Below are 24,790 nucleotides of genomic sequence, written 5' to 3' on the forward strand. Positions count from 1 at the left end.
GAGCGGCAGGCCCCGCGACCCGCAAGGAGCAAGCCCCGCATGCTGCACGGGGCAGGCCCAGCAAAAACGGGGCGCGACACCCCCCCAGGTGTCGCGCCCCGTCCCCCGACCCTGCCGCCCGGTCCTCAGACCTCCGCGACCGGCGGCAGGGCTTCCGAGACCGGCGGCAGGGCTTCCGAGACCGGCGGGAGGGCTTCCGCGACCGGCGGCAGAGCTTCCGAGACCGGCGGGAGGACGTCCGTGACCGGCGGCAGCGCGCCCGTGCGGGCGGCCTCGCGGTACCACAGGGCGCTCGACTTCGGCGTCCGCTCGAGGGTCGCGTAGTCGACGTACACCGCGCCGAAGCGCTTGCCGTAGCCGTACGCCCACTCGAAGTTGTCCATCAGCGACCACAGGAAGTACCCGCGCACGTCCGCGCCGTCAGTGATCGCCCGGCGCACGGCGGTCAGGTGACCGTGCAGGTAGGCGATGCGCTCGGGGTCGTGCACCCGGCCGTCGGGGTCGGGCTTGTCGTCGTAGGCCGCGCCGTTCTCGGTGATGTACAGCGGCAGGCCCGGGGCCTCGCGCGTGTAGCGCATGATCAGCTCGTGCAGGCCGCTCGGGTCGATCGTCCAGCCCATCTCGGTGCGGTCGCCCGGCGTCTGGTGGAACGCCACGTCGTCGGCGGCCGGCCAGGGGGAGTGCTCGCTGGTGCCGTGACCGTCGGCGCGCGGCCCCTTCGGCGCGTTCTCGACCGAGGAGACCAGGGTGGGCGTGTAGTAGTTCAGGCCCAGCGCATCCAGCGGCTGGTGGATGGCGCTCAGGTCGCCGTCCTGGACGAACGCCCAGTCCGTGAGCGAGGCCGTCGAGTCGAACAGCGACTGCGGGTACGCGCCGTGCAGCATCGGGCCGTGGAAGACGCCGTTGGCCCGGTCGTCGATCTTCTTGGCCGCCGCCAGGTCGCCCGGGTCCTGCGACAGGGGGCGCACCGAGGCGGAGTTGAGCGACACCGCGACCGAGTTGCGGGCCGGCATCACCGAGCGCAGGGCGGTGGTGCCCAGGCCGTGCGCCAGGTTCAGGTGGTGGGCGGCGCGCAGGGAGGCGGCCGGCTCGGTGCGGCCGGGCGCGTGCACGCCGGAGCTGTAGCCGAGGAAGGCGCTGCACCAGGGCTCGTTGAGGGTGATCCACTGCTCCACGCGGTCGCCCAGGGCCTCGCCGACGATCTGCGCGTACTCGGCGAACCGGTAGGCGGTGTCGCGCTCCGGCCAGCCGCCCGCGTCCTCGAGCTCCTGCGGCAGGTCCCAGTGGTAGAGCGTGATCGCGGGCTTGATGTCGTGCGCGAGCAGCTCGTCGACCAGTCGGCGGTAGAAGTCCAGGCCGACCTGGACGGCGGGGCCGCGGCCGGTGGGCTGCACCCGGGACCAGGAGATCGAGAAGCGGTACGCGCCGAGGCCCAGGTCCGCCATCATCGCGACGTCGTCGCGGAAGCGGTGGTAGTGGTCGACAGCGATGTCACCGGTCTCGCCGCCGGCCGTCTTGCCCGGCGTGTGGCTGAAGGTGTCCCAGATCGACGGGGTACGGCCGTCCTCCCGCACCGCCCCCTCGATCTGGTAGGCGGACGTCGCCGCGCCCCAGAGGAAGGCGGGAGGAAAGGTCACGGGGTTCGCCGGGGTGGCCGGATTCACGGGCTCAGGCATGGAAGCGCTCCCATTGGGTCGTAAGACCGACGAGTAGGGGGAGGGGGAAGGAAGTGAGGAAAGGGGCCGAGGCGGCGGTGGCTCGGCCCCCGGGGAGGAGGCGGGCGTCAGCCCTTGACCGCGCCCTGCATGATGCCGCCGACGATCTGCTTGCCGAAGATCGCGAAGACGAGCAGCAGGGGCAGCGTGCCGAGCAGCGCGCCGGCCATGATCAGGGACTGGTCGGGGGTGTACCCGCGGCCCAGGCCCGCCACCGCGACCTGCACGGTCGGGTTGCCGGTCTGGGTCAGGACCAGGAACGGCCACAGGAAGTCGTTCCAGGTCTGGACGAACATCAGCATGCCCAGGACGGCCATCGCGGGCCTGGCGGCCGGGAAGACCACGTGCCAGACCACGCGCCAGCTGCTCGCGCCGTCCACCCGGGCGGCCTCGATGATCTCGTCGGGCAGCGCCTGGATCAGGTACTGCCGCATGAAGAACACACCGAAGGCGCTGACGAGCGACGGCAGGATCACCGCCTGCAGCTGGTCGGTCCAGTCGAGCTTGGCGACCATCATGTACAGCGGGATCACGCTGAGCTGCGGCGGCACCATCATCGTCCCGACGACGATCAGCATCAGCGCGTTGCGGCCCTTGAACCGCAGCTTGGCGAAGGCGAACCCGGCGATCGTCGACAGCACGACGATGGTGATCGCCGAGATGCCGGCCACGATGGTGGTGTTGAGGAACGCCTCGCCGAGGTTGGCGTCCGTCCAGGCGATTTCCAGGTTGTCCATCAGGTTCGCGCCGAACCAGAACGGCGGCGGGCTCTGCGCCAGCCGGGCGTTGTCCCGGGAGGCGGCGATCGCCGTCCAGATCAGCGGGAACAGCGAGACCAGCGTGAACAGTCCCAGAAGCACATAGGCGAGCGGACCGGCGTGCATGGTGCCGCCCGCGCGCGCTGCCTTCGACCGGCGTGCGCGCGCCGGCTTCTTCTCGGTGTCGTCCGCTGGAGTCAGTGTCGTCGTCACGGCCGGTTCTCCTAACTACTGGCGCGCAGCCGGCGCGAGATGACGTAGTTGACGATCCCGATCAGGATGAGGATCAGGAACATCGCCCAGGCGATCGCGGAGGCGCGGCCCAGGTGCTGGTTGACCCAGCCCTGCTCGTACAGGTAGAGGCCGAGCGTCTGGAACTGGTGCTGGGATCCGCCCGACGCGCCCTTGTTCGCGTCGAACAGCAGCGGCTCGCCGAACAGCTGCGAGGCGCCGATGGTCGACACGACGACGGTGAACAGGATCGTCGGCCGCAGCGACGGCAGCGTCACGTGGAAGAACTGCTGCCAGCGGTTGGCGCCGTCCAGCGCCGCCGACTCGTACAGGTCCTGCGGGATCGCCTGCATCGCGGCCAGGTAGATCAGCGCGTTGTAGCCGGTCCAGCGCCAGATGACGATCGAGGAGACCGCGAACTGGGAGGGCCACTTGTCGTTCTGCCAGTCGACGTCGTCGAAGCCGAGACCGCCCAGCACCCAGTTGATCATGCCGTAGTCGCGGCCGAACAGCAGCACGAAGACCAGCGACGCGGCGGCGATCGAGGTGGCGTACGGGGCGAGCATGACGACCCGGTAGAAGGTCGAGGCGCGCAGCTTGTAGTTGAGGATGTGGGCCAGGCCCAGCGCCATCAGCAACTGCGGGACGGTCGAGATGACCCCGATGGTGAGGGTGTTCTTCGCCGCGTTCCAGAAGAAGTCGTCGTCGAAGATCCTCGTGTAGTTGCGCAGGCCCACCCACTCCATGTCGGTGGGCGCGGTCAGCTCCACCTGGTGCAGCGAGGCCCAGCCCGTGTACACGAGCGGGAACAGTCCGAACGCCAGGAAGAGCAGGAAGAAGGGCGAGACGAACGCGTACGGGCTCCAGCGCATGTCCCGCTGCCAGCGGCGGGACAGCCGGGCCCTGCGCTTCTCGCTCTCCGGGTCCGGAGCGTTCTTCGACGAGCGGGCCGGGGCCGCGCCCCCCTTGACGGGGGACGCGGCGGCGGTGTCGTGCCCAGTGGTCATACGGGTCACTGGTCCAGGTTGTTGTCGATGGTCTTCACGGCGTTGTCCCAGGCCTCCTTGGGCGACTTGCCCTGGGCGACCAGGATGACGCCGTTGTCGGTCAGACCCTGCTGGATGATCTGGTCCTTCGGGCCGATCACCTGGACGGGGCTGGCCTTGGCGGCCTCGGCGAAGATCTCGCCGATCGGGGCGTCACCGGTCATGTCGTTCTTGGCGCCGGTGACCTCGGGGGTGTCGTACGCGGCCGGGGTGCTGGGGAAGCTGCCCTGCACGGCGAACAGCTTGGCCTGCTGCTCGGGCGCGGTGAGCCAGGCGGCGAGCTTGGCGGCTTCCTCGGTGTTCTTGCCGGCCTTCGGCACGGCGAGGAAGGAGCCGCCCCAGTTGCCGGACTTCGGAGCCTGGGCGACGTCCCACTTGCCGGCCGCGTCGGGCTTCGACTTGCCCTTGATGTAGCCGAGCATCCACGGCGGGCAGGACATCGCCGCGAACTTGCCGTTGGCGATGGTGGTGTCCCACGCGGGCTGGAACTGCGTCTGGTTGCCGACGAGCCCGTCCTCGGCGGCGGCCGCGGTCAGGTCGAAGGCGTTCTTGACGGCGGGGTTGGTCTTGTAGATGACCTCGCCCTCGGCGTCGTAGAAGCGCTCCTCCTCACTGGAGAGGATGGCGTTGATCAGACCGCCGGGCGAGTCCATGAAGGTGGTGCCCTCGGGCGCCTTCTTCTGGTAGTCGCGACCGGTCTCGACGAACTTCGCCCAGTCGCCCGCCCACAGCTTGCCGACTTCCTCGCGGTCGGTCGGCAGGCCGGCCTTCTCGAAGAGGTCCTTGCGGTAGCAGATGGCCATCGGGCCGACGTCCGTGCCCAGACCGACGGTCTGGCCCTCGGGAGTGGTGGCCTGGGCCCACTTCCACTCCAGGTAGTCGGCCTTCTTGCCGTACTTCGAAAGGTCGAGAAGCTTCTCCGACTGCGTCTGCACCACCTCGGCGATGTTGCCGACTTCGACGCCCTGGATGTCCATCAGGCCACTGTTGGTGGTCAGATGGTTGACCAGCGCGGGATAGTAGTTCTCGTTCCGCTCGACGACGTTCTCTTTGATGGTGATGTCGGGGTTGAGCTTCATGTACTCGTCGTAGAGGCCGGCCTCCTTGAAGCCGAACGTGCCGAAGAGTCCCAGGGTGATGGTGGTCTTGCCGCCACCGCCCTCCGACGACTTGGTCTCGTCGTCGCCGTCATCGGCACAACCGGCCAGCAGGCCGGCGCCCAGCGACGCGACGGCCGCGAGAACCACCGCCTTGCGGCGGATTCGGATAGGTGCTCGCATAACGTCCTCCTGTTGCCTGACGTGCCGACCCCCCGGCCAGAAATACGTGGTTGTTGCCCGTAGATGTTCTCGCTGCGGCTCGGGCGGGGAACGTGCGGGTTGTGTATGTGTCAGGTACCGTGGGAGCGCTCCCATCGGTGATGTGTTGAAGGTTCGTGGGTTCGAGCGGGGGTGTCAAGGGCACGGACGCGGAAGCGTGTGTTCAGTTATCGGCCTGTTAACTGGAACACGACGGTCCGGCCGGAATCCACCCCCCGGTCCGTCTGCGACTCGGAGTCCCGGTCCGTCCTGCGCCGAGGGGCGGTGTCACTGTTAGATTCCAGGCCAACGGTGCAGGACGGGAGGGCGTCAGACCATGGCAAGCCACGGAACGCGGGGCCGCAGCGGCGGTCGGCCGACCCTCGAAGAGGTCGCCGCACGTGCCGGCGTCGGCCGGGGCACGGTCTCGCGGGTGATCAACGGCTCGCCACGGGTCAGCGACGCCACCCGGGCGGCCGTCGAGGCGGCGGTCGCGGAGCTGGGTTACGTCCCGAACACGGCCGCCCGCGCGCTCGCCGCGAACCGCACCGACGCCATCGCCCTCGTCGTCCCCGAGCCGGAGACCCGGTTCTTCGCCGAGCCGTACTTCTCCGACATGCTGCGCGGCGTGGGGGCCGAGCTGTCGGAGACGGAGATGCAGCTGCTGCTGATCTTCGCGGGCAGCGACCGGGAGCGCCGCCGGCTCGCCGAGTATTTGGCCGCCCACCGGGTGGACGGCGTCCTGCTGGTCTCCGTCCACGCGGACGACCCGCTGCCCGACATGCTGTCCCAGCTCGAGATCCCCGCGGTCATCAGCGGCCCGAGATCCGCGCAGGAATCGCTGACCTCGGTCGACTCCGACAACTACGGCGGCGCCCGCTCAGCCGTCGAACACCTGCTCAGTCGGGGACGCCGGCGAATAGCGCACATCACCGGCCGCCTCGACGTGTACGGCGCCCAGCGGCGTTCCGACGGCTACCGCGCGGCCCTGCGCGACGCCGGCCACGCGGTGGACGAGCAGATGATCGAGTCCGGTGACTTCACCGAGGAGGGCGGCCGTCGCGCCGCGGCCGCACTGCTGGCCCGCTGCCCCGACCTGGACGCCATCTTCGCCGCCTCCGACGTGACGGCGGCGGGCGCCCGCCAGGCCCTGCGCGAGGCGGGCCGCCGCATCCCGGACGACGTCGCCCTGGTCGGTTACGACGACTCGGCCATCGCCCGCCACATGGACCCGCCGCTGACGAGCGTCCGCCAGCCGATACAGGACATGGGCCGCCGCATGATCGACCTCCTCCTCTCGGAGATCGCCGACCGCCGCCCGGCGGCGTCCCGGGGGCTGGAGCGCCGGCAGGTGGTACTGGCGACGGAACTGGTGGAGCGGGCGTCGTCCTGACGGCCACGGGGGCCTCCTGACGGCCACGGGGGCCCTGGGCGGGTGAGCGCCCCGCGCGTACGCCCGGTGCGGGCCCACCGGTCTGCACGTGCGCGTCGCTCGTATACGGCTCTCCAGCGCCCCGCTGCCCGCCTCCGGCCGACGGACGGCAACCCGGACGGCAGCCGTCCGGCCCACGTCGCCTGGGCGGGTCCCTGCGGCCTCCTGCGGGGGCCTGTCGCGGGGAGTGGGGAAGGCGGGAGCCGACCGGGGCGGCGGAGGCATCGGCGTGGCCGACGGCACCGGCGCAGCCCGGGACGCGCCCGCTCGGCCGTTCCGTGGGCCCGCAAGGCCCCGGCATGGCCCGTCCAGGGCACGACGCATCGCGCGCGCACCCTTGATGGGCGGGTTGTGGAGGATGTGTGCGGGTCCGTGCGTAAGATCCGCGCGTGGGACACACCTTCGAGGAACTCGTGGCGAAGCAGCGCGCCGTGGCCGAGGCGCACGCGCGGGTCGTGCAGTTGCGCGACTCCTTCGGTCCGCCGACCCAGGAGGGCGGCTGGAACGAGAACCAGACCGAGACGTACGAGACCGCCTGGCGGGCCTGGCGCGACCTGGACCGCGACGTCCGCGCGACGGTGGCGGAGTTCGCGAAGACGGAGGGCCGCTCCCGCCAGGAGGTCGAGGCGGAGCTGGAGCGGGCGGTGGCGGAGCCCGGTGACGACTGAGGGCCGATCCGCTTCCACGGACCGGCCCTCAGTCGTACAGGGTGAGTGACGGGACTCGAACCCGCGGCATCCTGGACCACAACCAGGTGCTCTACCAGCTGAGCTACACCCACCATGACCGGCTTGGGAATCAGACTGCTTTCCCCGACCGGCCGAGAAAAAGTGTACAGGGTCCGAAGGGGTGCTCGCGCCCGGCATTCCCGGGGGTCCGCACGGGCCCCGGCCGGGCGGCTACTCCGAGGGCAGGACGTGCTTCGCGGCGATCGTCCTGGCGGTGTCGGAGTCCGGACCGGGCTGGGGGACGAAGATGGCCTCGCGGTAGTAGCGCAGCTCCGCGATGGATTCGCGGATGTCGGCGAGGGCGCGGTGGTTGCCGTTCTTCTCCGGGCTGTTGAAGTACGCCCTCGGGTACCAGCGGCGGGCCAGCTCCTTGACGGAGGAGACGTCCACGATGCGGTAGTGCAGGTAGTCCTCCAGCGTCGGCATGTCACGCAGCAGGAAGCCGCGGTCCGTGCCGACGGAGTTCCCGCACAGCGGCGCCTTGCCCGGCTCCTTGACGTGCTCGCGGACGTAGGCCAGCACCTGCTCCTCGGCGTCCGCCAGCGTCGTGCCGCCCGGCAGCTCGGCCAGCAGCCCGGAGGCGGTGTGCATCTGACGCACCACGTCCGGCATCGTCTCCAGCGCCCGCTCCGGCGGCCGGATGACGATGTCCACCCCTTCGCCGAGCACGTTCAGCTCGGAGTCGGTGACGAGGGCGGCAACCTCGATGAGCGCGTCGTCGGACAGCGAGAGGCCGGTCATCTCGCAGTCGATCCACACCATGCGATCGTTCATGCGTCCACATTACGGCCGACATCCGCCGGTGGACGCCCCGCGTGCGGGCGGTAATGACAGGGGCCGGGATCCGTGACGGATCCCGGCCCCGAGGTCATCCGGCCCGGCTCACGCGCCGCTGCGCTGCCCGGGCAGGCTCGCCCGGCCGCCGACGTACGCCTCGCGCGGATGGTCCTGGGCGAGGGACGGCGAGGCGCCGATCGCGCTCGCCGCCGTCCGCCGGGACTGCAGCGGCACCGGGCTGTCCGGGTGCAGCGCCGTGCCCGGCAGGCCCGACGGCGTGGCCGCCGACCCCATGGGCGTGGACGGACCCGGCTGGCCCTCGCCGTCCGACGCCCGCTCGGACTGCGGCCGGCGCGCCCGGTAGGCCGCCCGGTACGCGGCCGGGGACGAGCCCAGCTGGCGGCGGAAGTGCCCGCGCAGCGCAACCGGCGAACGGAAGCCGCAGCGGCCCGCCACCTCGTCCACCGAGTAGTCCGACGTCTCCAGCAGTCGCTGCGCCTGCAGCACCCGCTGGGTGATCAGCCACTGCAGGGGAGCGCTCCCCGTCAGCGAACGGAACCGGCGGTCGAAGGTGCGCCGGCTCATGTACGCACGCGCGGCCAGCGTCTCCACGTCGAACTGCTCGTGGAGGTGTTCCAGCGCCCAGGCGACGACCTCGGCCAGCGGGTCGGCGCCGATCTCCTCCGGTAAAGACCGATCGAGGTAGCGCTCCTGACCGCCACTGCGGCGCGGCGGGACCACCAGCCGGCGGGCCAGCGCGCCGGCCGCCTCGTTGCCGTGGTCCGTCCGCACGATGTGCAGACAGAGATCGATTCCGGCCGCCGTGCCCGCGGACGTCAGCACGTCGCCGTCGTCGACGAACAGCTCCCGTGGATCGACGTGCACCGACGGATAGCGCTTGGCCAGCGTCGGCGCGTACATCCAGTGGGTGGTGGCCGGCCGTCCGTCCAGCAGTCCGGCCGCGGCCAGCACGAAGGCGCCGGTGCACAGACCCACGATCCGTGCGCCCTCCTCGTGTGCGCGGCGCAGCGCGTCGAGCGCCTCCTCCGGTGGTGGGGAGGTGATCGAGCGCCAGGCCGGCACGACGACCGTGCCCGCTCGGGAGATCGCCTCCAGACCATGTGGCGCGGTGAGTTCGAGACCCCCCGTGGTCCGCAGCGGGCCTTCCTCACCGGCGCACACCAGCAGCCGGTAGCGCGGCACGCCGGCGTCCTGACGGTCGATTCCGAACACCGACAGCGGGATGGAACTCTCGAAGATGGGGCCGCCGCTGAACAGCAGCACCGCGACGATCTCCTTGCGGCGGCGTCCGGAGAGCTTCCGGCCCGCTCCATCCGGCGCGGCAGTGGAGTCGTGGCTCATACTGCTAAGCCCCCCTCGGTGGTCGCGGCTCCTCGGTTGTGTCGCACCTGCACGTTTCCCCTCGGTCCTGCACGAGTCCCCCGCCGTAAGACAGTCAAGATCGAATCTACTGTGTTGCGCTGCGCCGGGTTGGCCAGTTCGGCGCCCGACGCATTGTCGACTTGGCAACTTGGCGTGAAGCATTCGATCACGAAGCGTTGCACTCGGGGAGCGTGCAGGGAAGTGCGCCTCGTGGCAGTGGCCAAACCGCGTAGGGTGCGGGAACCCTCCGAGACCCTTTCCGTGCAGGTGGAACGTGGGTTGGGGGGTGCTCATGACCCCTGATGCACACCCTTCGGAAGTTGGCTGAAAACAAACGTTCGTGTGCGCGGAAACCGGTCAACCGACCGGTGTGCGTCCCCCGTGGGTGCCGACCGCCCCGACGGGGGCCCTCCGGAACGGAGTTCGCGTCCAGGGCGCCGGCGTGACGGACCTCCTCCGCGGGGTGCGCGGGGTCCCGGGAGCCCACGCGGTCCGACGCCCGTCCGTCCGATCGGTCGCCGCCCGGTGGGCCGCAGATGAATGCCGGGCGAACCGCCTGTACGGGACAGCGACCATTGCGTTACCGGCGCCCCCTCGTGCATGCTCCGGTGAACCACTGCGTGCGTGCGCGGAAACCGGGCGAAGGAGGCGTATCGCCGTACCCTTGGGGGTATGGGGTTGGGAAGATGATTCCCGGACACAGCTCCGCCGCCGCACTGTCGTCCCACCCGTGAAGGATCACAACGCCGAGACAGCCATGGCCGGTCACGAATTCTTTGAACCCGCGGACCGCAAGCGGCCGGTCGCCGACCCCACGGCGGCCGATCCCCTGGCGGCGGACGAGTCGCGCCACGCGTGCGACCCCGCCTTCAAGCACGGCGTCGTCGTCGGCTTCGACGGCTCCACCTCCAGTGAGCGCGCCCTGGCCTACGCGATCGGCATGGCGCAGCGCTCCCGCGCGGGCCTGATCATCGTCCATGTGGCCAACCGGCTGCCCACCACGGTCTGGGCCGGCTGCGAGCCGCCCGTCTTCGTGGACGTCCCCGACCACCGCACCGAGGTGCTGGGCCTGGAGCTGGCCTGCGCCGACTACCTGGCCGAGGTGCCGTGGATCCTGGTGGAGCGGGGCGGCGACATCTGCCACGAGCTGGAAGAGGTCGGGCGGGAGTACGAGGCGGACGCGATCGTGGTGGGCTCCACCCACGGGCTCGTCGGGCGCATCTTCGGCTCGGTGGCGGGGCGGCTGGCCAAGCGGGCGAAGCGGCCGGTCGTCGTCATCCCGTAGGTCCGGCACGCGCCCGGCCCCGCGGACGGCCGATCCGGCACACGACAGCAGCGGCCCCTCGCCCGCCACCGGGCGCGAGGGGCCGCTGCTCGTACGGGGTGCGGGGTGCTCCTACTCCACCGTCACCGACTTCGCCAGGTTCCGGGGCTTGTCGATGTCCCGGCCCAGGGCCAGGGCCGTGTGGTAGGCGAGGAGTTGGAGCGGGATGCCCATCAGGATCGGGTCCAGCTCGTCCTCGTTCTTCGGTACGACGATCGTCTGGTCGGCCTTCTCCTGCTCCTGGTGGGCCACCGCGAGGATCTGGCCGCTGCGGGCCTTGATCTCCTCCATCGCGGCGCGGTTCTTCTCCAGCAGGTCGTCGTCCGGCACGATCGCGACCGTCGGCAGCGCGGGCTCGATCAGCGCGAGCGGGCCGTGCTTCAGCTCGGAGGCCGGGTAGGCCTCGGCGTGGATGTACGAGACCTCCTTCAGCTTCAGCGAGGCCTCGCGGGCGACCGGATAGCCGCGCACCCGGCCGATGAAGAGCATCGAGCGGGCCTCGGCGTACCGCAGGGCCAGCTTCCGGATCTCCTCCTCCTGCTCCATGATCTCGGCGATCTGGCCGGGGAGCCTGCGCAGGCCCTCGATGATCCGCTTGCCGTCGCGGACCGAGAGGTCACGGGTGCGGCCCAGATGCAGGGCGAGCAGCGCGAAGGCGACGGTCGTGTTGGTGAAGCACTTGGTGGAGACGACGCAGACCTCGGGCCCGGCGTGCACGTAGATGCCGCCGTCCGCCTCGCGGGCGATGGCCGAGCCGACGACGTTGACCACGCCCAGCACCCGCGCGCCCTTGCGCTTCAGCTCCTGGACGGCCGCCAGCACGTCGTACGTCTCACCGGACTGGGAGACGGCGACGTACAGCGTGTCGGGGTCGACGACCGCGTTGCGGTAGCGGAACTCGGACGCCGGCTCGGCGTCGGCGGGGATGCGGGCCAGCTCCTCGATCATCTGGGCGCCGATCATGCCCGCGTGGTACGAGGTGCCGCAGCCGAGGATCTTCACCCGGCGGATCCGGCGGGCCTCGCGGGCGTCCAGGTTGAGGCCGCCGAGGTGCACGGTGGAGAAGCGGTCGTCGATGCGGCCGCGCAGCACGCGGTCCACGGCCTCGGCCTGCTCGTGGATCTCCTTGTGCATGTAGGTGTCGTGGCCGCCCATGTCGTAGGAGGCGGCCTCCCACTCCACGGTGGTGGGCTCGGCGGTGGTGCGGGTGCCCTCGGTGGTGTAGGTGCGGAAGTCGTCGGCCTTGAGGGTGGCCATCTCGCCGTCGTCGAGGGTGACGATCTGCCGGGTGTGGGCGACCAGGGCGGCGATGTCCGAGGCGACGAACATCTCCTTCTCGCCGATGCCGAGGACGACCGGGGAGCCGTTGCGGGCGACGACGATGCGGTCGGGGAAGTCGGCGTGCAGCACCGCGATGCCGTACGTGCCCTCGATGAGCCGCAGCGTGTCGCGGACCTTGTCCTCCAGCTTGACCGCCTGCGAGCGGGCGATGAGGTGGACGAGGACCTCGGTGTCGGTCTCGGAGAGGAACTCGACGCCGTCCGCCTCCAGCTTGCGGCGCAGGTCGGAGGCGTTGTCGATGATGCCGTTGTGGACGACGGCGACCTTGCCCTCGGCGTCCAGGTGCGGGTGGGCGTTGACGTCGGAGGGGGCGCCGTGGGTCGCCCAGCGGGTGTGGGCGATGCCGGTCGTGCCCTTGAACCGCGCCGGGACCTTGGTCTCCAGGTCCCGGACCCGGCCCTTGGCCTTGACCATCCGCAGGCCCGACGCCTTCGGGGAGGTGACGACGATCCCGGCCGAGTCGTAGCCGCGGTACTCCAGGCGCTGCAGGCCCTCCAGGAGCAGCGGGGCGACGTCGCGCTTCCCGATGTAACCGACGATTCCACACATACAGGTATGACCCTCAGTTCCTCAGCCGTAGACGATGCGCCGCAGCTGCCGGAGCGAGAGCTCGGGCGGGGCCACGGCGCGGTACTGCAGTTCCGCCGCGATCCGTTCGAAGATCTCCGCGTTCACCAGGCCCTGGGCCTGCAGCTCGCGGTGGCGGCGACGGACGAATTCCTCGGTCGTCTCGTCGAAGTAGGCGAGCACGTCCTGGACCACACGCAGCGCCTCGCCCCGGCTGAGGGGCGTGGACCGCGTCAGATGATCGAGAAGTTCGTCGTGCACCCGGTAGATCCTGCGGCAGTGGAAGGAGATGCGCAACAATGCTGCCCGGAATCGGGCAGGACAAGGCGACGGGCGCCTCGGAGGACCGTCTCCGGGGCGCCCGTCCGGTCGCGTCAGGGGCGTGTCGTCACGGCCCCGCGATGGGTTGTCACAGCCCCGCGATGGGGTTCGTCAGGTTGCCGACCAGCTGCAGGGCGGCCGAGGGGTCCGCGAGGTCGACCATCTGCCTGTTGTTGCGCAGCTGGAGCCGGTTGAGGCAGGACAGCGCGAACTCAGGGGCGAACATGTCGTACCGCTCGAACTTCTCGGCGAGTTCCGGCACCGACCGCTGGTACTCGCGGGTGACCTCGGCCACCGTCTTCCAGAAGGCGTCCTCCGTCAGGACGCCCTCGGTGGCGAGGTTCGCGGCGAGGAAGCGGAAGAAGCAGTCGAAGACGTCCGTGAAGATCGACAGGAGTTTCATGTCGTCGGGGACCTCGGCGCGGATGCGCCGCACCTCGGGCGGCAGCGCCGCGTCCGGGTCCATGACGACGATCTCCTCGGCGATGTCCTTGTAGATCGCCCGCTGCACGACGCCGTCCTCGAGGACCAGGATGACGTTCTCGCCGTGCGGCATGTAGACGAGGTCGTAGGCGTAGAAGCTGTGCAGGAGCGGGGTGTAGTAGGCCCGCAGGTAGCGCCGCAGCCACTCCTCGGGGGCGAGCCCCGACCGCTCGATCAGCGCACCCGCCACGGACGTGCCCTCGTGGTCGACGTGGACCAGACAGGCCATGGTGGCGAGGGTCTCGCCGTCCTGGAGGGAGGGCACGGGGCTCTCCCGCCACAGCGCGGCGAGCATCTTGCGGTACGGCGAGTAGCGGTCGGTCGCCCGCTCGTACTCCAGGTGCCGGTAGCCGACCGCGGCCCGCTCGCGGATGATCGACAGGCCCGTCGACTTCAGCACCGGGTCGCCGTCGATCAGCTGGGCCAGCCAGTCGTTGATCGCCGGCGTGGCCTCCATGTAGGCGGCCGACAGCCCGCGCATGAAGCCCATGTTGATGACGGACAGGGCCGTCTTGACGTAGTGCTTCTCGGGGTGCGAGGTGTTGAAGAAGGTGCGGATGGACTGCTGGGCCAGGTACTCGTCGTCGCCCTCGCCCAGGCACACCAGGTGCTGCCGGGCGACCTCCGCGGCGAAGGTGACGCTGAGCTTGTTCCACCACTGCCAGGGGTGGACGGGCATGAGCAGGTAGTCGGCCGGGTCCAGCCCCTTGTCGCGCAGGACGCCGTGGAAGCGCTCGACGGTGTCCGCGCCCAGCTCCTGGCGGACGAAGGACTCGTACTCGATGCCCACGCCCGCGGTGAACGCCGCCCGCGAGCGGTGCGCGGCCAGCCACACCAGGCGGATCGGGCTCGCGGTCTCCGGGGCGTACGACAGGTACTCGTGGATGCCGAAGCCCAGCCGCCCGTTGTTGGCGACGAAGCAGGGGTGGCCCTCGGTCATGCCGGTCTCGATGTCCTGGAAGCCTGCGCGGGCCAGTTCGGCGGACGTGACCCGCGGCTTGGCGAGCTTGTAGCAGGTGCCGGAGAGGGTGGAGGAGATCTCCTCCAGGTAGACCGGGAGGATCTCGTCGCTCAGGCCGAGGGCGTCCTTCAGCTCGATGAAGAAGTCCAGCGCCGCGAGCGGGAGTTCCGTCCCGCCCTGGTGGCGGGTGATCGACTCGGCGTCGATCTGCCAGTGGTCGAGGGCGCGGCGGACGGCGGCGAAGCGGTACGCGGTCGCGCCGTCGTCGCTGCGGACGACGTACCGGCCCGCCCCGGTCTCCTCGGGCGTGATCAGCCGCTCGTGCGCGAACTCGGCGAGCGCCTTGCGGATCAGCAGGCGGTTGGCGCGCTCCCAGCGTTCGGGGGACAGGTGGTCCACGGCGTCGGCGAGGCTCATACGGCCACCCCCGTCGCGGCCAGGAACTGCTCCCTGGTGCAGAAGCTCAGCAGCGCCGTCTTCTCCGGCTTGCGGATCTCGCGCTCCGGCACGAAGCCGACGGCCTCGTTCAGGGCGTGCACCGCCTTGTTGGCGACGTCGGGCTCCACGACCACGCGGGCGGTGGCCGGGTCCTCGAAGAGACGGGCCATGACGGCCGTGATGACCGAGCGGGTGAAGCCGTGCACGGGCCGGTCCGTCGGCGGGGTCAGGAAGTGCATGCCGACGTCGCCGGGCTGCGGCTCGTACAGGCCGACCAGCTCGCGGTGGGCGGGGTCGTAGCGCTCCATGAGGAAGGCGGGCTCGCCGCCCTGCAGGCCCAGTTCGGCGTGGTGGTGCTCGTCGGCCGCGATCTCCATGTAGGCGCGTTCGACGTCCTCCAGCCGGGCGTCCTGCATCATCCAGAACGCGGCCTTGGGGTGGGTGACCCACCCGTGCAGCAACTCGGCGTCCTTCAGCGGGTCGAGGGGGCGGAACGTGAAGGTCATACGGCGAACTCCTGGAACGCGATCGACTTCTCGACGGGGTAGTACTCGCTGCCGAGCAGCTCACGGATGATGCAGCTGTTGCGGTACGCGCCCATGCCGAGGTCCGGCGAGGTGATGCTGTGGGTGTGGACGCCCGCGTTCTGCAGGAAGACGCCGTGGCCGGTGACGTCGATCGCGTAGGTGCGGGTGACGTCGTAGCGGCCGTGGCCGTCGAAGCGGAGGCGGTGGCGGATCGGTTCGAGGAAGGCCGGCGGCTCGTAGTGGTAGCCGGTGGCCAGCACCAGGCCCTCGGTCTCGATCTCGAAGTCCTTGCCCTGCTCGTCCTGGTGGAAGCCGAGCCGGTAGACGCCGTCCTCGTGACGCGCGGTGCGCAGCGTGGAGTTGGTGAGCAGCCGGGTGGGGACCGGGCGGTCGCCGCTCTCGACGTGCTTCTGGTAGAGCAGGTCGAAGATCGAGTCGATCAGATCCGAGTTGATGCCCTTGAACAGGCCCTTCTGCTGCTTCTCCAGCCGGTAGCGGGTCTCCTCGGGCAGCGCGCGGAAGTAGTCGATGTAGTCCGGGGACGTCATCTCCAGGGTCAGCTTGGTGTACTCCAGCGGGAAGAACCGCGGGGAGCGGGTGACCCAGTTGAGCTGGTAGCCGTGGACGTCGATCTCGGCGAGCAGCTCGTGGTAGATCTCGGCGGCGCTCTGCCCGCTGCCGACGATCGTGATCGACTTCTTCGACCGCAGCTCGTCCTTGCGGTGCATGTACTGCGCGTTGTGGAAGAAGTCCCCGCCGAGTCCCCGGCAGGCCTCCGGGACGTACGGGACGGTGCCGGTGCCGAGGACCAGCCTGCGGGCGCGGTACGTCCCGCCGCGCTCGGTGCGCACGGCGTACACCCCGTCCGTCTCGTCGTACGTCACCTCGGTGACCGTCGTGCCGAAGCGGATGCTGCTCAGCTTGCCGGCGGCCCAGCGGCAGTAGTCGTCGTACTCCACGCGCAGCGGGTAGAAGTTCTCGCGGATGTAGAACGAGTACAGCCGGCCCTTCTCCTTGAGGTAGTTCAGGAAGGAGTACGGCGAGGTCGGGTCGGCGAGGGTGACCAGGTCCGACATGAACGGCGTCTGGAGGTGGGCGCCGTCGAGGAACATGCCGGCGTGCCACTCGAAGTCCGGCTTGGACTCCAGGAAGACGCCGTCCAGTTCGCCGATCGGCTCGGTGAGGCAGGCCAGGCCGAGGTTGAAGGGGCCGAGCCCGATGCCCACGAAGTCGTAGGTCTTGTCGCTGGACTGGGCGGCTTCAGGAAGCGCGGTCAAGGGATTCTCCCAGGTACTGCTCGGCGTGGCCGGCGATCAGGTCGAGTACGGCGGCGATGTCGTCCGGCGTGGTCTCGGGGTTCAGCAGGGTGAACTTCAGGTAGTGGCGGGCGCCGACCTTGGTGCCCGCGACGATGGCCTCGCCGGAGGCGAACAGGGCCTTGCGGGCGTAGAGGTTGGCCCGGTCGATCTCGGCGGGGTCGGTGACGTTCGCCGGGACGTAGCGGAAGACCAGGGTGGACAGGGTCGGCTCGACCACCACGTCGTAGCGCGGGTCGGCGGCGAGCAGCTTCCAGCCCTCGGCGGCGAGGTCGCACACCTCGTCGAAGAGCTGTCCGATGCCGTCGGCGCCCATGACGCGCAGGGTCACCCACAGCTTCAGGGCGTCGAAACGGCGGGTGGTCTGGAGGGACTTGTCCACTTGGTTGGGTATACGTTCCTGCACCATGCGGCGCGGATTGAGGTACTCCGCGTGGTAGGTGGCGTGCCGCAGCGTGGTGGCGTCACGGACCAGCACGGCCGAGGAACTCACCGGCTGGAAGAAGGACTTGTGGTAGTCGACGGTGACCGAGTCGGCGCGCTCGATGCCGTCCAGCAGGGCGCGGCGCTTGAGCGAGGTGAGCAGTCCGCAGCCGTAGGCGGCGTCGACGTGCATCCAGGCGCCGTACTGGGAGCACAGCTCGGCGATCTCGGGGAGCGGGTCAATCGAGCCGAAGTCGGTGGTGCCGGCGGTGGCGACGACGGCCATCGGGACCAGGCCCTCGCGCCGGCAGCGCTCGAGCTCGTGGGCGAGGGCGACGGTCTGGAGGCGCTTGTCGTGGTCGACGGGGATGGGGACCACGGAGTCCTGGCCGAGGCCCAGCAGTTTCGCGGACTTCTTCACGCTGAAGTGGCTGACCTCGGAGGCGAAGATGCGCAGTTTCGCCAGGCTGTCGGTCTTCGCCTCCTCGCGGGCCAGCAGCAGCGCCTGGAGGTTGGACTGGGTGCCGCCGGAGGTGAACACGCCGTCCGCACAGGGCCCGAGGCCGATGCGCTCGGCGGTCCAGTCGATCAGCCGGCGCTCGATCAGGGTGCCGCCGGCCGACTGGTCCCAGGTGTCCAGGGAGGAGTTGACGGCGGACAGGATCGCCTCGCCGAGCACCGCCGGGATGACGACCGGGCAGTTGAGGTGGGCGAGGTAGCGGGGGTGGTGGAAGTAGACGGCGTCCCGGAGGTAGACGTCCTCCAGTTCGTCCAGCACCGCGGTGGTGTCGTGCAGCGGCTTGTCGAGATCGATCCGCTCGATGAGGGGGGCGAGGGCGTCGACGCTGACGCCGGTGAACGGCCTTTCTGCGGTGGCGAGTTTGGCAGCCACCCGCTCGACTCCCTCGGTCACGGAGCGGCGGTAGTGCTCCGCGGTGGTGTCGTTGAGCAGGTGCGAGCGCATGTGGGGGTCCTCCGATGGGGACGGTCCGTGCGGGCGGAAGAAGGATCGGAACCCGAGGTTCAACTTAGGGTAGCCTAACCTAAGTTGATCTGTGGTGCGGCAGCCTCGTTCGTGACCGCCGTCACGTCGGACGGCGGTCATGTCAGGGCGGGTCGACCGGCGGCTCGGAGCGCCGGCCGGCTACTCCTCGCCCATCTCGCGCAGTTGCTCCTCGGTCAGCCCGTGGCGCCAGTAGCCCACGAAGGTGACCCGGCGGCGGTCGATGCCGCGTTCGCCGACGAAGTGCCGGCGCAGCTGCTTCACACAGCCCGACTCGCCGGCGATCCAGACATAGGGGTGCTCCGCGTCCGCGAGCTTCGCGTCACGGATGACGGGGAGGGCCAGGGGGGAGTCCTGGCCGGGGGAGTCGCCCTGCACCAGCCACTCGATCTCGGCATCGGCCGCCGTCTCGATCTCCTGGACGTCGCCGGCGTCGCGCACCTCGATCCAGGCCTTCACGGGCGTACCCGCCGGCAGCGCCTCGATGATCGCGGCGGCGGCGGGCAGGGCGGTCTCGTCCGCCCACAGGACGACCAGGTCGGCGTCCTCGGGCGGGCGGAAGCGGATCGAGCGGTTGTCCGCGATCCGGGGGCCGATGAGCACGACCCGGTCGCCGGGCTTCGCCCCGGCGGCCCAGCGGGAGGCGGGGCCGGCCGGGGTGGCGGAGCCGGGCTCGACCCCGTGCAGCACGAAGTCGATGTCGATCTCGGTGGTGACGCCCTGCGCGTCGCGGCGCAGGGACCGCAGGGTGTACGAGCGCATCACCGCCCGTACGTCCTCCGGGAGTTCCTGCCACCCCCGCCACCAGTCCTCGCCCATCTCGATGGGCACGGCCGGCGCGTCCTGTCCCGGGTGGGGCAGGAACAGCGACAGTGACTGGTCCTGTCCGTCGGAGCGGAAGTCGGCCAGGTCCGGCCCGGCGAAGGCGACCCGGACCAGCGACGGGCCGAGCCGTCGCGTCCGTACGACCTGGAGGGAGAAGAAACGGAACGGTACGGCCGCGGCAGCCGTCATCGGGACTCCTGAATGTCGGTCAGGGGCGGAAGGGCGACGGGAGGGCGGAGCGGAGTCAGCCGACCTTCTTGGCCTTCTCGATGGCCTCGGCCAGGGTGGTCAGCAGCGGGGTGCACTTGGCGTAGGAGAGGATCGGCTCCGGCGAGCGGGCGATGACCTGGCCGGCCTTGACGGCGGGCAGCTTCTTCCAGGTCCCCTCGGTGATGTCGGCGGGCTGGATGGTCTGGGAGCGGTCGTCCATCATGATGATGTCGGCGTCGTACTTGTCGACGTTCTCCCAGCTCAGGCCCTCGTACCAGCCGCCGCCCTCGGCCTTGGCCTCCTCCGGCGGCTCGACGAAGTTCACGCCGAGGGCCTTGAAGTACTCCAGGTCGATGGAGAGGTTGGTGCCCGAGACGTAGAACAGCTCGGTGCTCGCGGAGCCGGCCATCACCTTGATCTCCGGGCGGGCCTTCGCGGCCTTGCGCAGGCGCTCGGCGGCGGCCTCGAAGTCCTGCTTGGCCTTGGTGACCTCGGCGGCCTTCATGTCCGCGCCCAGCGACTCGGCCAGCTCCCACACCCGCTGGAGCGGCTCGGTGATCTGCCGGTCGTACACGGAGACGGCGACGCTCGGGGCCAGCTTGGCGATCTTGCCCTTGGACGCCTCGGGGACGTACCAGAGGGTGCCCGCGTCGTCGAACGTGGTGGAGATGAGCAGCTCGGGCCGGAAGGCCGCGTACTGCTCGACGTTGAACTGGTCCCAGACGTTGCCGAAGACGGTCAGCTTGCTGACGTCCATGTCGCCGGCCTGGACGTCGGCCTTGCCGTCCTGGGTCTTGGTGGGACCGAAGACGCCCTCGACCTCGATGCCGTAGTCGTGGAGCGCGGCGGCGACGCCGACGAAGGCGACGATCCTCTCCGGGGTCTTGTCCAGCTTGACCGTCTCACCGCGGTCGTCCTTGAAGGTCCAGGGACCGGAGGCCTTGGCGGACGCCGTGGAGTCCGAGCCGCCGCTCTTCGTGTCGTCGTCGCCGCAGGCTGCGAGCACGGCACCGAGGCCGAGGGCACCGCCGGCGGCGAGGATGCCGCGACGGGTGAGGTGGGTGGCACGGGCGTTGGACATGAGTGTGGCTGCTTTCGAACAGGGCGGAGGGCCCGCCGGACAATTCGAAGGTAGGTTAGCCTAACCTCAGATCTTGTCCAGAGGTGGGTGACGATCATCCGTCATCACGTGACCCACCTGCGACGCGCCGTGTCGACCGGGGCCCGTCAATCTCCGGGCCGGTTCTCGCAGTTGTGATCCTCTGGCCTCGAACGACAGGTTTTTTCGGCCAGGTCGGTCTTCCGGTATTCGAACTACCCGCCGGTCGCGGTGCGTAAGGCCCGGGGAGCGAAACGTGATCAACACCACGCGGGGTGGGGCGGGTGCGGGTGGGAGCTGGGGCCGCGTCAGAAGGGCGCGCGGTGGGGGCCGTGGGGGCCGTGGGGTGCCGGGGGGTGCCGGGGGCGATGCCGACGTGCAGGGCCGACGTGCGGGGTCGGCGCACCGGGTCGGTGTACGGGTCATCGGGCCGAGCGGCCGCCGCCCTCGACGCCCCGTACGCCCTCGTGCACGCCCCCTGACACCGTCGGGCGTCGCCCGGGCGGCCGCTACCCTGCCAGCCCCAACTCGCGGGCGATCAGCATCCGCTGGACCTCGCTCGTGCCCTCGCCGATCTCCAGGATCTTGGAGTCGCGCCACATGCGGGCCACCGGGTACTCGTTCATGAAGCCGTAGCCGCCGTGGATCTGGGTGGCGTCGCGGGCGTTGTCGACGGCGATCGTGGACGAGTACAGCTTGGCCAGGGCCGCCTCCTTCTTGAAGGGCTCGCCGGCCACCAGGCGGGACGCGGCGTCGCGCCAGGCGAGGCGGGCCGTGTGGGCCTTCATCTCCATGTCGGCGATCTTGAACTGGATTGCCTGGTTCGCGCCGATCGGGCGGCCGAAGGCGTGACGTTCCTTCGCGTACTTGACCGACTCGTCCACGCAGCCCTGCGCCAGCCCCGTGGCCAGCGCCGCGATGGCGATGCGGCCCTCGTCCAGGATGCGCAGGAACTGGGCGTACCCGCGGCCCTCCTCGCCCAGCAGGTTGGCCGCGGGGACGCGGACGTCGGAGAAGGACAGCTCGCGGGTGTCGGAGGCGTTCCAGCCGACCTTGGAGTACGGGGGCGCGACCGTGAAGCCCGGGGTGCCCGAGGGGACGATGATCGCCGAGATCATCGGTCTGCCGTCCGGCTTGCGGCCGGTGACGGCGGTGACGGTCACCAGGCCCGTGATGTCGGTGCCGGAGTTGGTGATGAAGCACTTGGTGCCGTTGATCACCCATTCGCCGGTGTCCGGGTCGAGCCGCGCCGTCGTGCGCGTCGCGCCCGCGTCCGAGCCGCCGTCCGGCTCGGTCAGGCCGAACGCGCCCAGGATCTCCCCGGAGCACAGCCGCGGCAGCCACTCGCGCTTCTGCTCGGGCGTGCCGAACAAATGCAGCGGCATCGCGCCCAGGGAGACGCCCGCCTCCAGGGTGATGGCCACCGAGGAGTCCACGCGGGCCAGCTCCTCCAGGGCGATCCCCAGCGCCAGGTAGTCGCCGCCCATCCCGCCGTACTCCTCCGGGAACGGCAGCCCGAACAGGCCCATCCGGCCCATCTCGCGGACGATCTCGTACGGGAACTCGTGCCGCTCGTAGTGGTCGCCGATCTTCGGGGCGACGACGTCGTGCGCGAACTCCTCCACGGTGCGGCGGAGTTCCTCCAGCTCGGGGCTCAGACGGTGGTCCATGGCGGTGATCACGGCTCCTGGTGGGAGAGGGCTCGGACGGTGCGGGACGGGCTGGGCCGGCCCAGGCGGCCCGCCATCCAGACGCTGGTGGCGACGAGGCCGTCCAGGTCGACCCCGGTGTCGATGCCGAGGCCGCGCAGCATCCACACGAGGTCTTCGGTGGCGAGGTTGCCGGTGGCGGACTTGGCGTAGGGGCAGCCGCCCAGCCCGCCGGCGGAGGCGTCGACGGTGGTGACGCCGTGCTGCAGGGCGGCCAGGGTGTTGGCCAGCGCCTGCCCGTAGGTGTCGTGGAAGTGGACGCCGAGGGCGCCGGCCGGGACGCCGGCCTCGAAGAGCGCGGCGAGCAGCGCGCCGACATGGCCGGGCGTGCCGACGCCGATGGTGTCGCCGAGGCTCAGCTCGTCGCACCCCATGTCCAGCAGGGACCGGCACAGCCGCACCACCTGCGCGACCGGCACCGGGCCCTCCCACGGGTCGCCGAAGCACATGGAGAGGTACCCGCGCACGTGCAGGTCCTCCGCCTTGGCCCGGCTCACCACGGGGGCGAACATGGCCAGCGCCTCGTCCACCGTGCGGTTGAGGTTGGCCCGGGCGAAGGCTTCGCTGGCGCTGGCGAAGACGGCGATGCGGCGGGCGCCGAGCGCGAGCGCCCGGTCGAGGCCGCGCTCGTTCGGCACCAGCACCGGCAGCGCCACGCCGGGCAGGTCGTCCACCATCGGCAGCAGCCGCTCGGCGTCCGCGAGCTGCGGCACCCATGTGGGGTGGACGAAGCTGGTCGCCTCGATCGTGCTCAGCCCGCAGCCTGCCAGCCGGCGGATGAACTCCGCCTTGACCTCGGTCGGGACGGTCTCCTTCTCGTTCTGCAGGCCGTCGCGGGGGCCCACCTCGTGGATCCGCACCCGGGCAGGCAGTCCCGGCGCCGGTACGGTCATCGGCAGCCCGTGCGCCGTCATCGCGCCGCCTCCTGTCCGGGCTCCCGCTCCGCTTCCCGTCCCGGTTCCCGCTCCGCCTCCCGTGGCGTGATCACGGCCAGGACCTGGTCCATGGCGACCGTGCTGCCGGGCGCGACGTCCAGCTCGGCGACCGTGCCGGCGTGCGGGGCGGAGATGACGTGCTCCATCTTCATCGCCTCCACCACCAGCAGGCTCTGACCGGCCGCCACCTCGTCGCCGACGGCGACCTTCACGACCGTGACCGTCCCCGGCATGGGCGCGGTCAGCGAGTCGGCGCCCGCGTGGGCGGCCCGGCCGAGGGACGCGGCGACCGGATCGTGGTCGCGCACGTGCCAGGCGTCGCCGTCCCGGCCGAGCCAGTCGCCCGCCCGGTGGAAGGTGTGCCGTACGCCGTCCAGGGTCACGGACACGCGGTCGGCGGCGACCGCGTGCTCGCCGCGCGGGGTGTACGTCACCGGCTCGGAAACCCGCAGCGGGAAGGCGGCGGGCCTGGTGGCGCCGCCCATCCGCCAGCCGCTCGGCACCGAGAACGGGTCCGTCCAGCCGCCGCCGCGCGGGCGCAGCGCGTCCAGCCGTACGGCCGCCGCCGCCTCGTACACCTCCTCCGGCACGTCCGTCGCGACCAGCGACTCGGCCTCCCGCTCGACCAGCCCGGTGTCCAGGTCGCCGGCCACGACCGCCGGGTGGGCCAGCAGCCGGCGCAGGAACCCGGTGTTGGTCGGCACGCCCAGCACGACCGTGTCCGCGAGGGCGGCACGCAGCCGGCGCAGGGCGGTCGCGCGGTCGGGGCCGTACGCGACGACCTTGGACAGCATCGGGTCGTAGAGGCTGCCGACCTCCGTGCCCTCGCTGAGCCCGGAGTCCGTGCGGACGCCGTCACCCTGCGGCTCGCGCAGCCTGAGCACCGTGCCGCCGGAGGGCAGGAACCCGCGGGAGGGGTCCTCGGCGCAGACGCGGGCCTCGATGGCGTGACCGGTCAGGGCGATGTCGTCCTGCCCGAACGGCAGCGGCTCCCCGGCCGCCACCCGCAGCTGCCACTCCACCAGGTCGAGACCCGTCACCAGCTCGGTGACCGGGTGCTCCACCTGGAGGCGGGTGTTCATCTCCATGAAGTAGTACGACGAGGGGTCGCCGCCCGGGACGATGAACTCCACCGTGCCCGCGCCGACGTACCCGCAACTGCGCGCCGCCTGCACCGCCGCCTCGCCCATCGCGGCCCGCGTCGCCTCGTCCAGGAGCACGCTCGGCGCCTCCTCGATCACCTTCTGGTGCCGGCGCTGCAGGGAGCACTCGCGCTCGCCGAGGTGGACGACGTGGCCGTGGGCGTCGGCCAGGACCTGGATCTCGATGTGCCGGGGCCGGTCGACCCACCGCTCCACCAGGAGGGTGTCGTCGCCGAAGGACGCCGCCGCCTCGCGCCGGGCCGCCGCGATCTCCTCGTCCAGCGCGGACAGGTCCCGCACCAGCCGCATGCCCTTGCCACCGCCGCCCGCGCTGGGCTTGAGCAGCACCGGCGCGCCCAGCTCACGGGCGGCCTCGGCGAGCTTGGGGTCGCGCCCGCCCGGTACCACGGGCACCCCGGCCGCCTGCACCGTCTCCTTGGCGCGGATCTTGTCGCCCATCAGGGCGATCGCGTTCGGCGGGGGGCCGATGAAGACCAGGCCCGCCTCGGCGCAGGCGCGCGCGAAGCCGGCGTTCTCGGCGAGGAAGCCGTAGCCGGGGTGCACGGCCCGGGCGCCGCTGCGGCGGGCGGCCTGAAGCAGCCGCTCCACGGACAGATAGCTCTCGGCCGCGGGCGGCGGTCCGATCCGCACCGCCGTGTCCGCCTCGCGGACGTGCCGGGCGTCGGCGTCGGCGTCGGAGAAGACGGCCACCGAGCGCACGCCCAGCGCGCGCAGCGTCCGGATCACGCGGACGGCGATCTCACCGCGGTTGGCCACCAGAACTGTGTCGAACATGGG

Annotated in this window: 20 protein-coding genes and 1 tRNA gene; 3 read left to right on the top strand and 18 right to left on the bottom strand. The window is 70.8% G+C overall.

Annotated features, from left to right (window positions below):
- Positions 1-125: 125 nt before the first annotated feature.
- From ABZY13_RS04185 to ABZY13_RS04200, 4 genes are all read right to left on the bottom strand, one after another.
- Positions 126-1,676 carry a GH1 family beta-glucosidase gene (locus ABZY13_RS04185; RefSeq protein WP_356627315.1) on the bottom strand — a complete coding sequence of 517 codons (1,551 nt, stop codon included), beginning with the start codon at positions 1,674-1,676 and terminating at the stop codon, positions 126-128.
- 107 nt (positions 1,677-1,783) lie between these two features.
- The gene (locus ABZY13_RS04190) at positions 1,784-2,686 is read right to left on the bottom strand and encodes a carbohydrate ABC transporter permease (RefSeq protein ID WP_356627316.1); all 903 of its coding nucleotides are present in this window, start codon (positions 2,684-2,686) and stop codon (positions 1,784-1,786) included.
- A gap of 11 nt (positions 2,687-2,697) precedes the next feature.
- Complete coding sequence (locus tag ABZY13_RS04195; protein ID WP_356627317.1) at positions 2,698-3,711, bottom strand: sugar ABC transporter permease; 1,014 nt, start codon at positions 3,709-3,711, stop codon at positions 2,698-2,700.
- 5 nt (positions 3,712-3,716) lie between these two features.
- Complete coding sequence (locus ABZY13_RS04200; RefSeq protein ID WP_356627319.1) at positions 3,717-5,030, bottom strand: extracellular solute-binding protein; 1,314 nt, start codon at positions 5,028-5,030, stop codon at positions 3,717-3,719.
- A gap of 355 nt (positions 5,031-5,385) precedes the next feature.
- Here ABZY13_RS04200 and ABZY13_RS04205 point away from each other — a divergent pair, with 355 nt between their 5' ends.
- Positions 5,386-6,441, top strand: coding sequence for a LacI family DNA-binding transcriptional regulator (locus ABZY13_RS04205; protein ID WP_356627320.1), 1,056 nt, complete (start codon positions 5,386-5,388; stop codon positions 6,439-6,441).
- 428 nt (positions 6,442-6,869) lie between these two features.
- Positions 6,870-7,148 (top strand): hypothetical protein, encoded by a 279-nt coding sequence (locus tag ABZY13_RS04210; protein WP_356627321.1) that lies wholly within the window; start codon positions 6,870-6,872, stop codon positions 7,146-7,148.
- Positions 7,149-7,188: 40 nt separating this feature from the next.
- Here ABZY13_RS04210 and ABZY13_RS04215 read toward each other — a convergent pair.
- The 3 genes from ABZY13_RS04215 to ABZY13_RS04225 all read right to left on the bottom strand — a co-directional run bounded on the left by ABZY13_RS04215 (position 7,189) and on the right by ABZY13_RS04225 (position 9,347).
- Positions 7,189-7,261: transfer RNA gene (locus tag ABZY13_RS04215), tRNA-His, on the bottom strand.
- Between the two features lie 118 nt (positions 7,262-7,379).
- Positions 7,380-7,982, bottom strand: coding sequence for an oligoribonuclease (orn, locus tag ABZY13_RS04220; RefSeq protein ID WP_356627322.1), 603 nt, complete (start codon positions 7,980-7,982; stop codon positions 7,380-7,382).
- Positions 7,983-8,090: 108 nt separating this feature from the next.
- Positions 8,091-9,347: a helix-turn-helix domain-containing protein gene (locus ABZY13_RS04225; protein WP_356627323.1), complete on the bottom strand. Its 1,257-nt coding sequence runs from the start codon at positions 9,345-9,347 to the stop codon at positions 8,091-8,093.
- A gap of 778 nt (positions 9,348-10,125) precedes the next feature.
- On the opposite strand from ABZY13_RS04225, the gene ABZY13_RS04230 reads away from it, so the two are divergent.
- On the top strand, positions 10,126-10,653 hold the full coding sequence (locus ABZY13_RS04230; RefSeq protein ID WP_356627369.1) for a universal stress protein: 528 nt from the start codon (positions 10,126-10,128) through the stop codon (positions 10,651-10,653).
- A gap of 111 nt (positions 10,654-10,764) precedes the next feature.
- Here ABZY13_RS04230 and glmS read toward each other — a convergent pair whose 3' ends face one another.
- The 11 genes from glmS to ABZY13_RS04285 form a co-directional block, all read right to left on the bottom strand.
- Positions 10,765-12,582 carry a glutamine--fructose-6-phosphate transaminase (isomerizing) gene (gene glmS, locus ABZY13_RS04235; protein WP_356627324.1) on the bottom strand — a complete coding sequence of 606 codons (1,818 nt, stop codon included), beginning with the start codon at positions 12,580-12,582 and terminating at the stop codon, positions 10,765-10,767.
- A gap of 21 nt (positions 12,583-12,603) precedes the next feature.
- On the bottom strand, positions 12,604-12,861 hold the full coding sequence (locus tag ABZY13_RS04240) for a hypothetical protein (protein ID WP_356627325.1): 258 nt from the start codon (positions 12,859-12,861) through the stop codon (positions 12,604-12,606).
- 148 nt (positions 12,862-13,009) lie between these two features.
- Positions 13,010-14,782, bottom strand: coding sequence for an IucA/IucC family siderophore biosynthesis protein (locus tag ABZY13_RS04245; protein WP_356627326.1), 1,773 nt, complete (start codon positions 14,780-14,782; stop codon positions 13,010-13,012).
- Positions 14,779-15,309: a GNAT family N-acetyltransferase gene (locus ABZY13_RS04250; protein ID WP_356627327.1), complete on the bottom strand. Its 531-nt coding sequence runs from the start codon at positions 15,307-15,309 to the stop codon at positions 14,779-14,781. The genes ABZY13_RS04245 and ABZY13_RS04250 overlap by 4 nt, the downstream gene beginning before the upstream one ends.
- Positions 15,306-16,607: a lysine N(6)-hydroxylase/L-ornithine N(5)-oxygenase family protein gene (locus ABZY13_RS04255; RefSeq protein WP_356627328.1), complete on the bottom strand. Its 1,302-nt coding sequence runs from the start codon at positions 16,605-16,607 to the stop codon at positions 15,306-15,308. Before ABZY13_RS04255 ends, ABZY13_RS04250 begins: the two co-directional genes overlap by 4 nt.
- Positions 16,591-18,033 (bottom strand): lysine decarboxylase DesA, encoded by a 1,443-nt coding sequence (gene desA / locus ABZY13_RS04260; protein WP_356627329.1) that lies wholly within the window; start codon positions 18,031-18,033, stop codon positions 16,591-16,593. Before desA ends, ABZY13_RS04255 begins: the two co-directional genes overlap by 17 nt.
- 180 nt (positions 18,034-18,213) lie before the next feature.
- Positions 18,214-19,086 carry a siderophore-interacting protein gene (locus tag ABZY13_RS04265; protein WP_356627330.1) on the bottom strand — a complete coding sequence of 291 codons (873 nt, stop codon included), beginning with the start codon at positions 19,084-19,086 and terminating at the stop codon, positions 18,214-18,216.
- Positions 19,087-19,141: 55 nt separating this feature from the next.
- On the bottom strand, positions 19,142-20,188 hold the full coding sequence (locus tag ABZY13_RS04270) for an ABC transporter substrate-binding protein (protein WP_356627331.1): 1,047 nt from the start codon (positions 20,186-20,188) through the stop codon (positions 19,142-19,144).
- A 527-nt stretch (positions 20,189-20,715) separates the two neighbouring features.
- Complete coding sequence (locus ABZY13_RS04275; protein WP_356627370.1) at positions 20,716-21,876, bottom strand: acyl-CoA dehydrogenase family protein; 1,161 nt, start codon at positions 21,874-21,876, stop codon at positions 20,716-20,718.
- An 8-nt stretch (positions 21,877-21,884) separates the two neighbouring features.
- Positions 21,885-22,829: a hydroxymethylglutaryl-CoA lyase gene (locus ABZY13_RS04280; protein WP_356627332.1), complete on the bottom strand. Its 945-nt coding sequence runs from the start codon at positions 22,827-22,829 to the stop codon at positions 21,885-21,887.
- The gene (locus ABZY13_RS04285; RefSeq protein WP_356627333.1) at positions 22,826-24,787 is read right to left on the bottom strand and encodes a biotin carboxylase N-terminal domain-containing protein; all 1,962 of its coding nucleotides are present in this window, start codon (positions 24,785-24,787) and stop codon (positions 22,826-22,828) included. Before ABZY13_RS04285 ends, ABZY13_RS04280 begins: the two co-directional genes overlap by 4 nt.
- Between the last annotated feature and the right edge of the window lie 3 nt (positions 24,788-24,790).

It is taken from the genome of Streptomyces sp. NPDC006610, assembly GCF_040611575.1.
Lineage (GTDB): Bacteria > Actinomycetota > Actinomycetes > Streptomycetales > Streptomycetaceae > Streptomyces.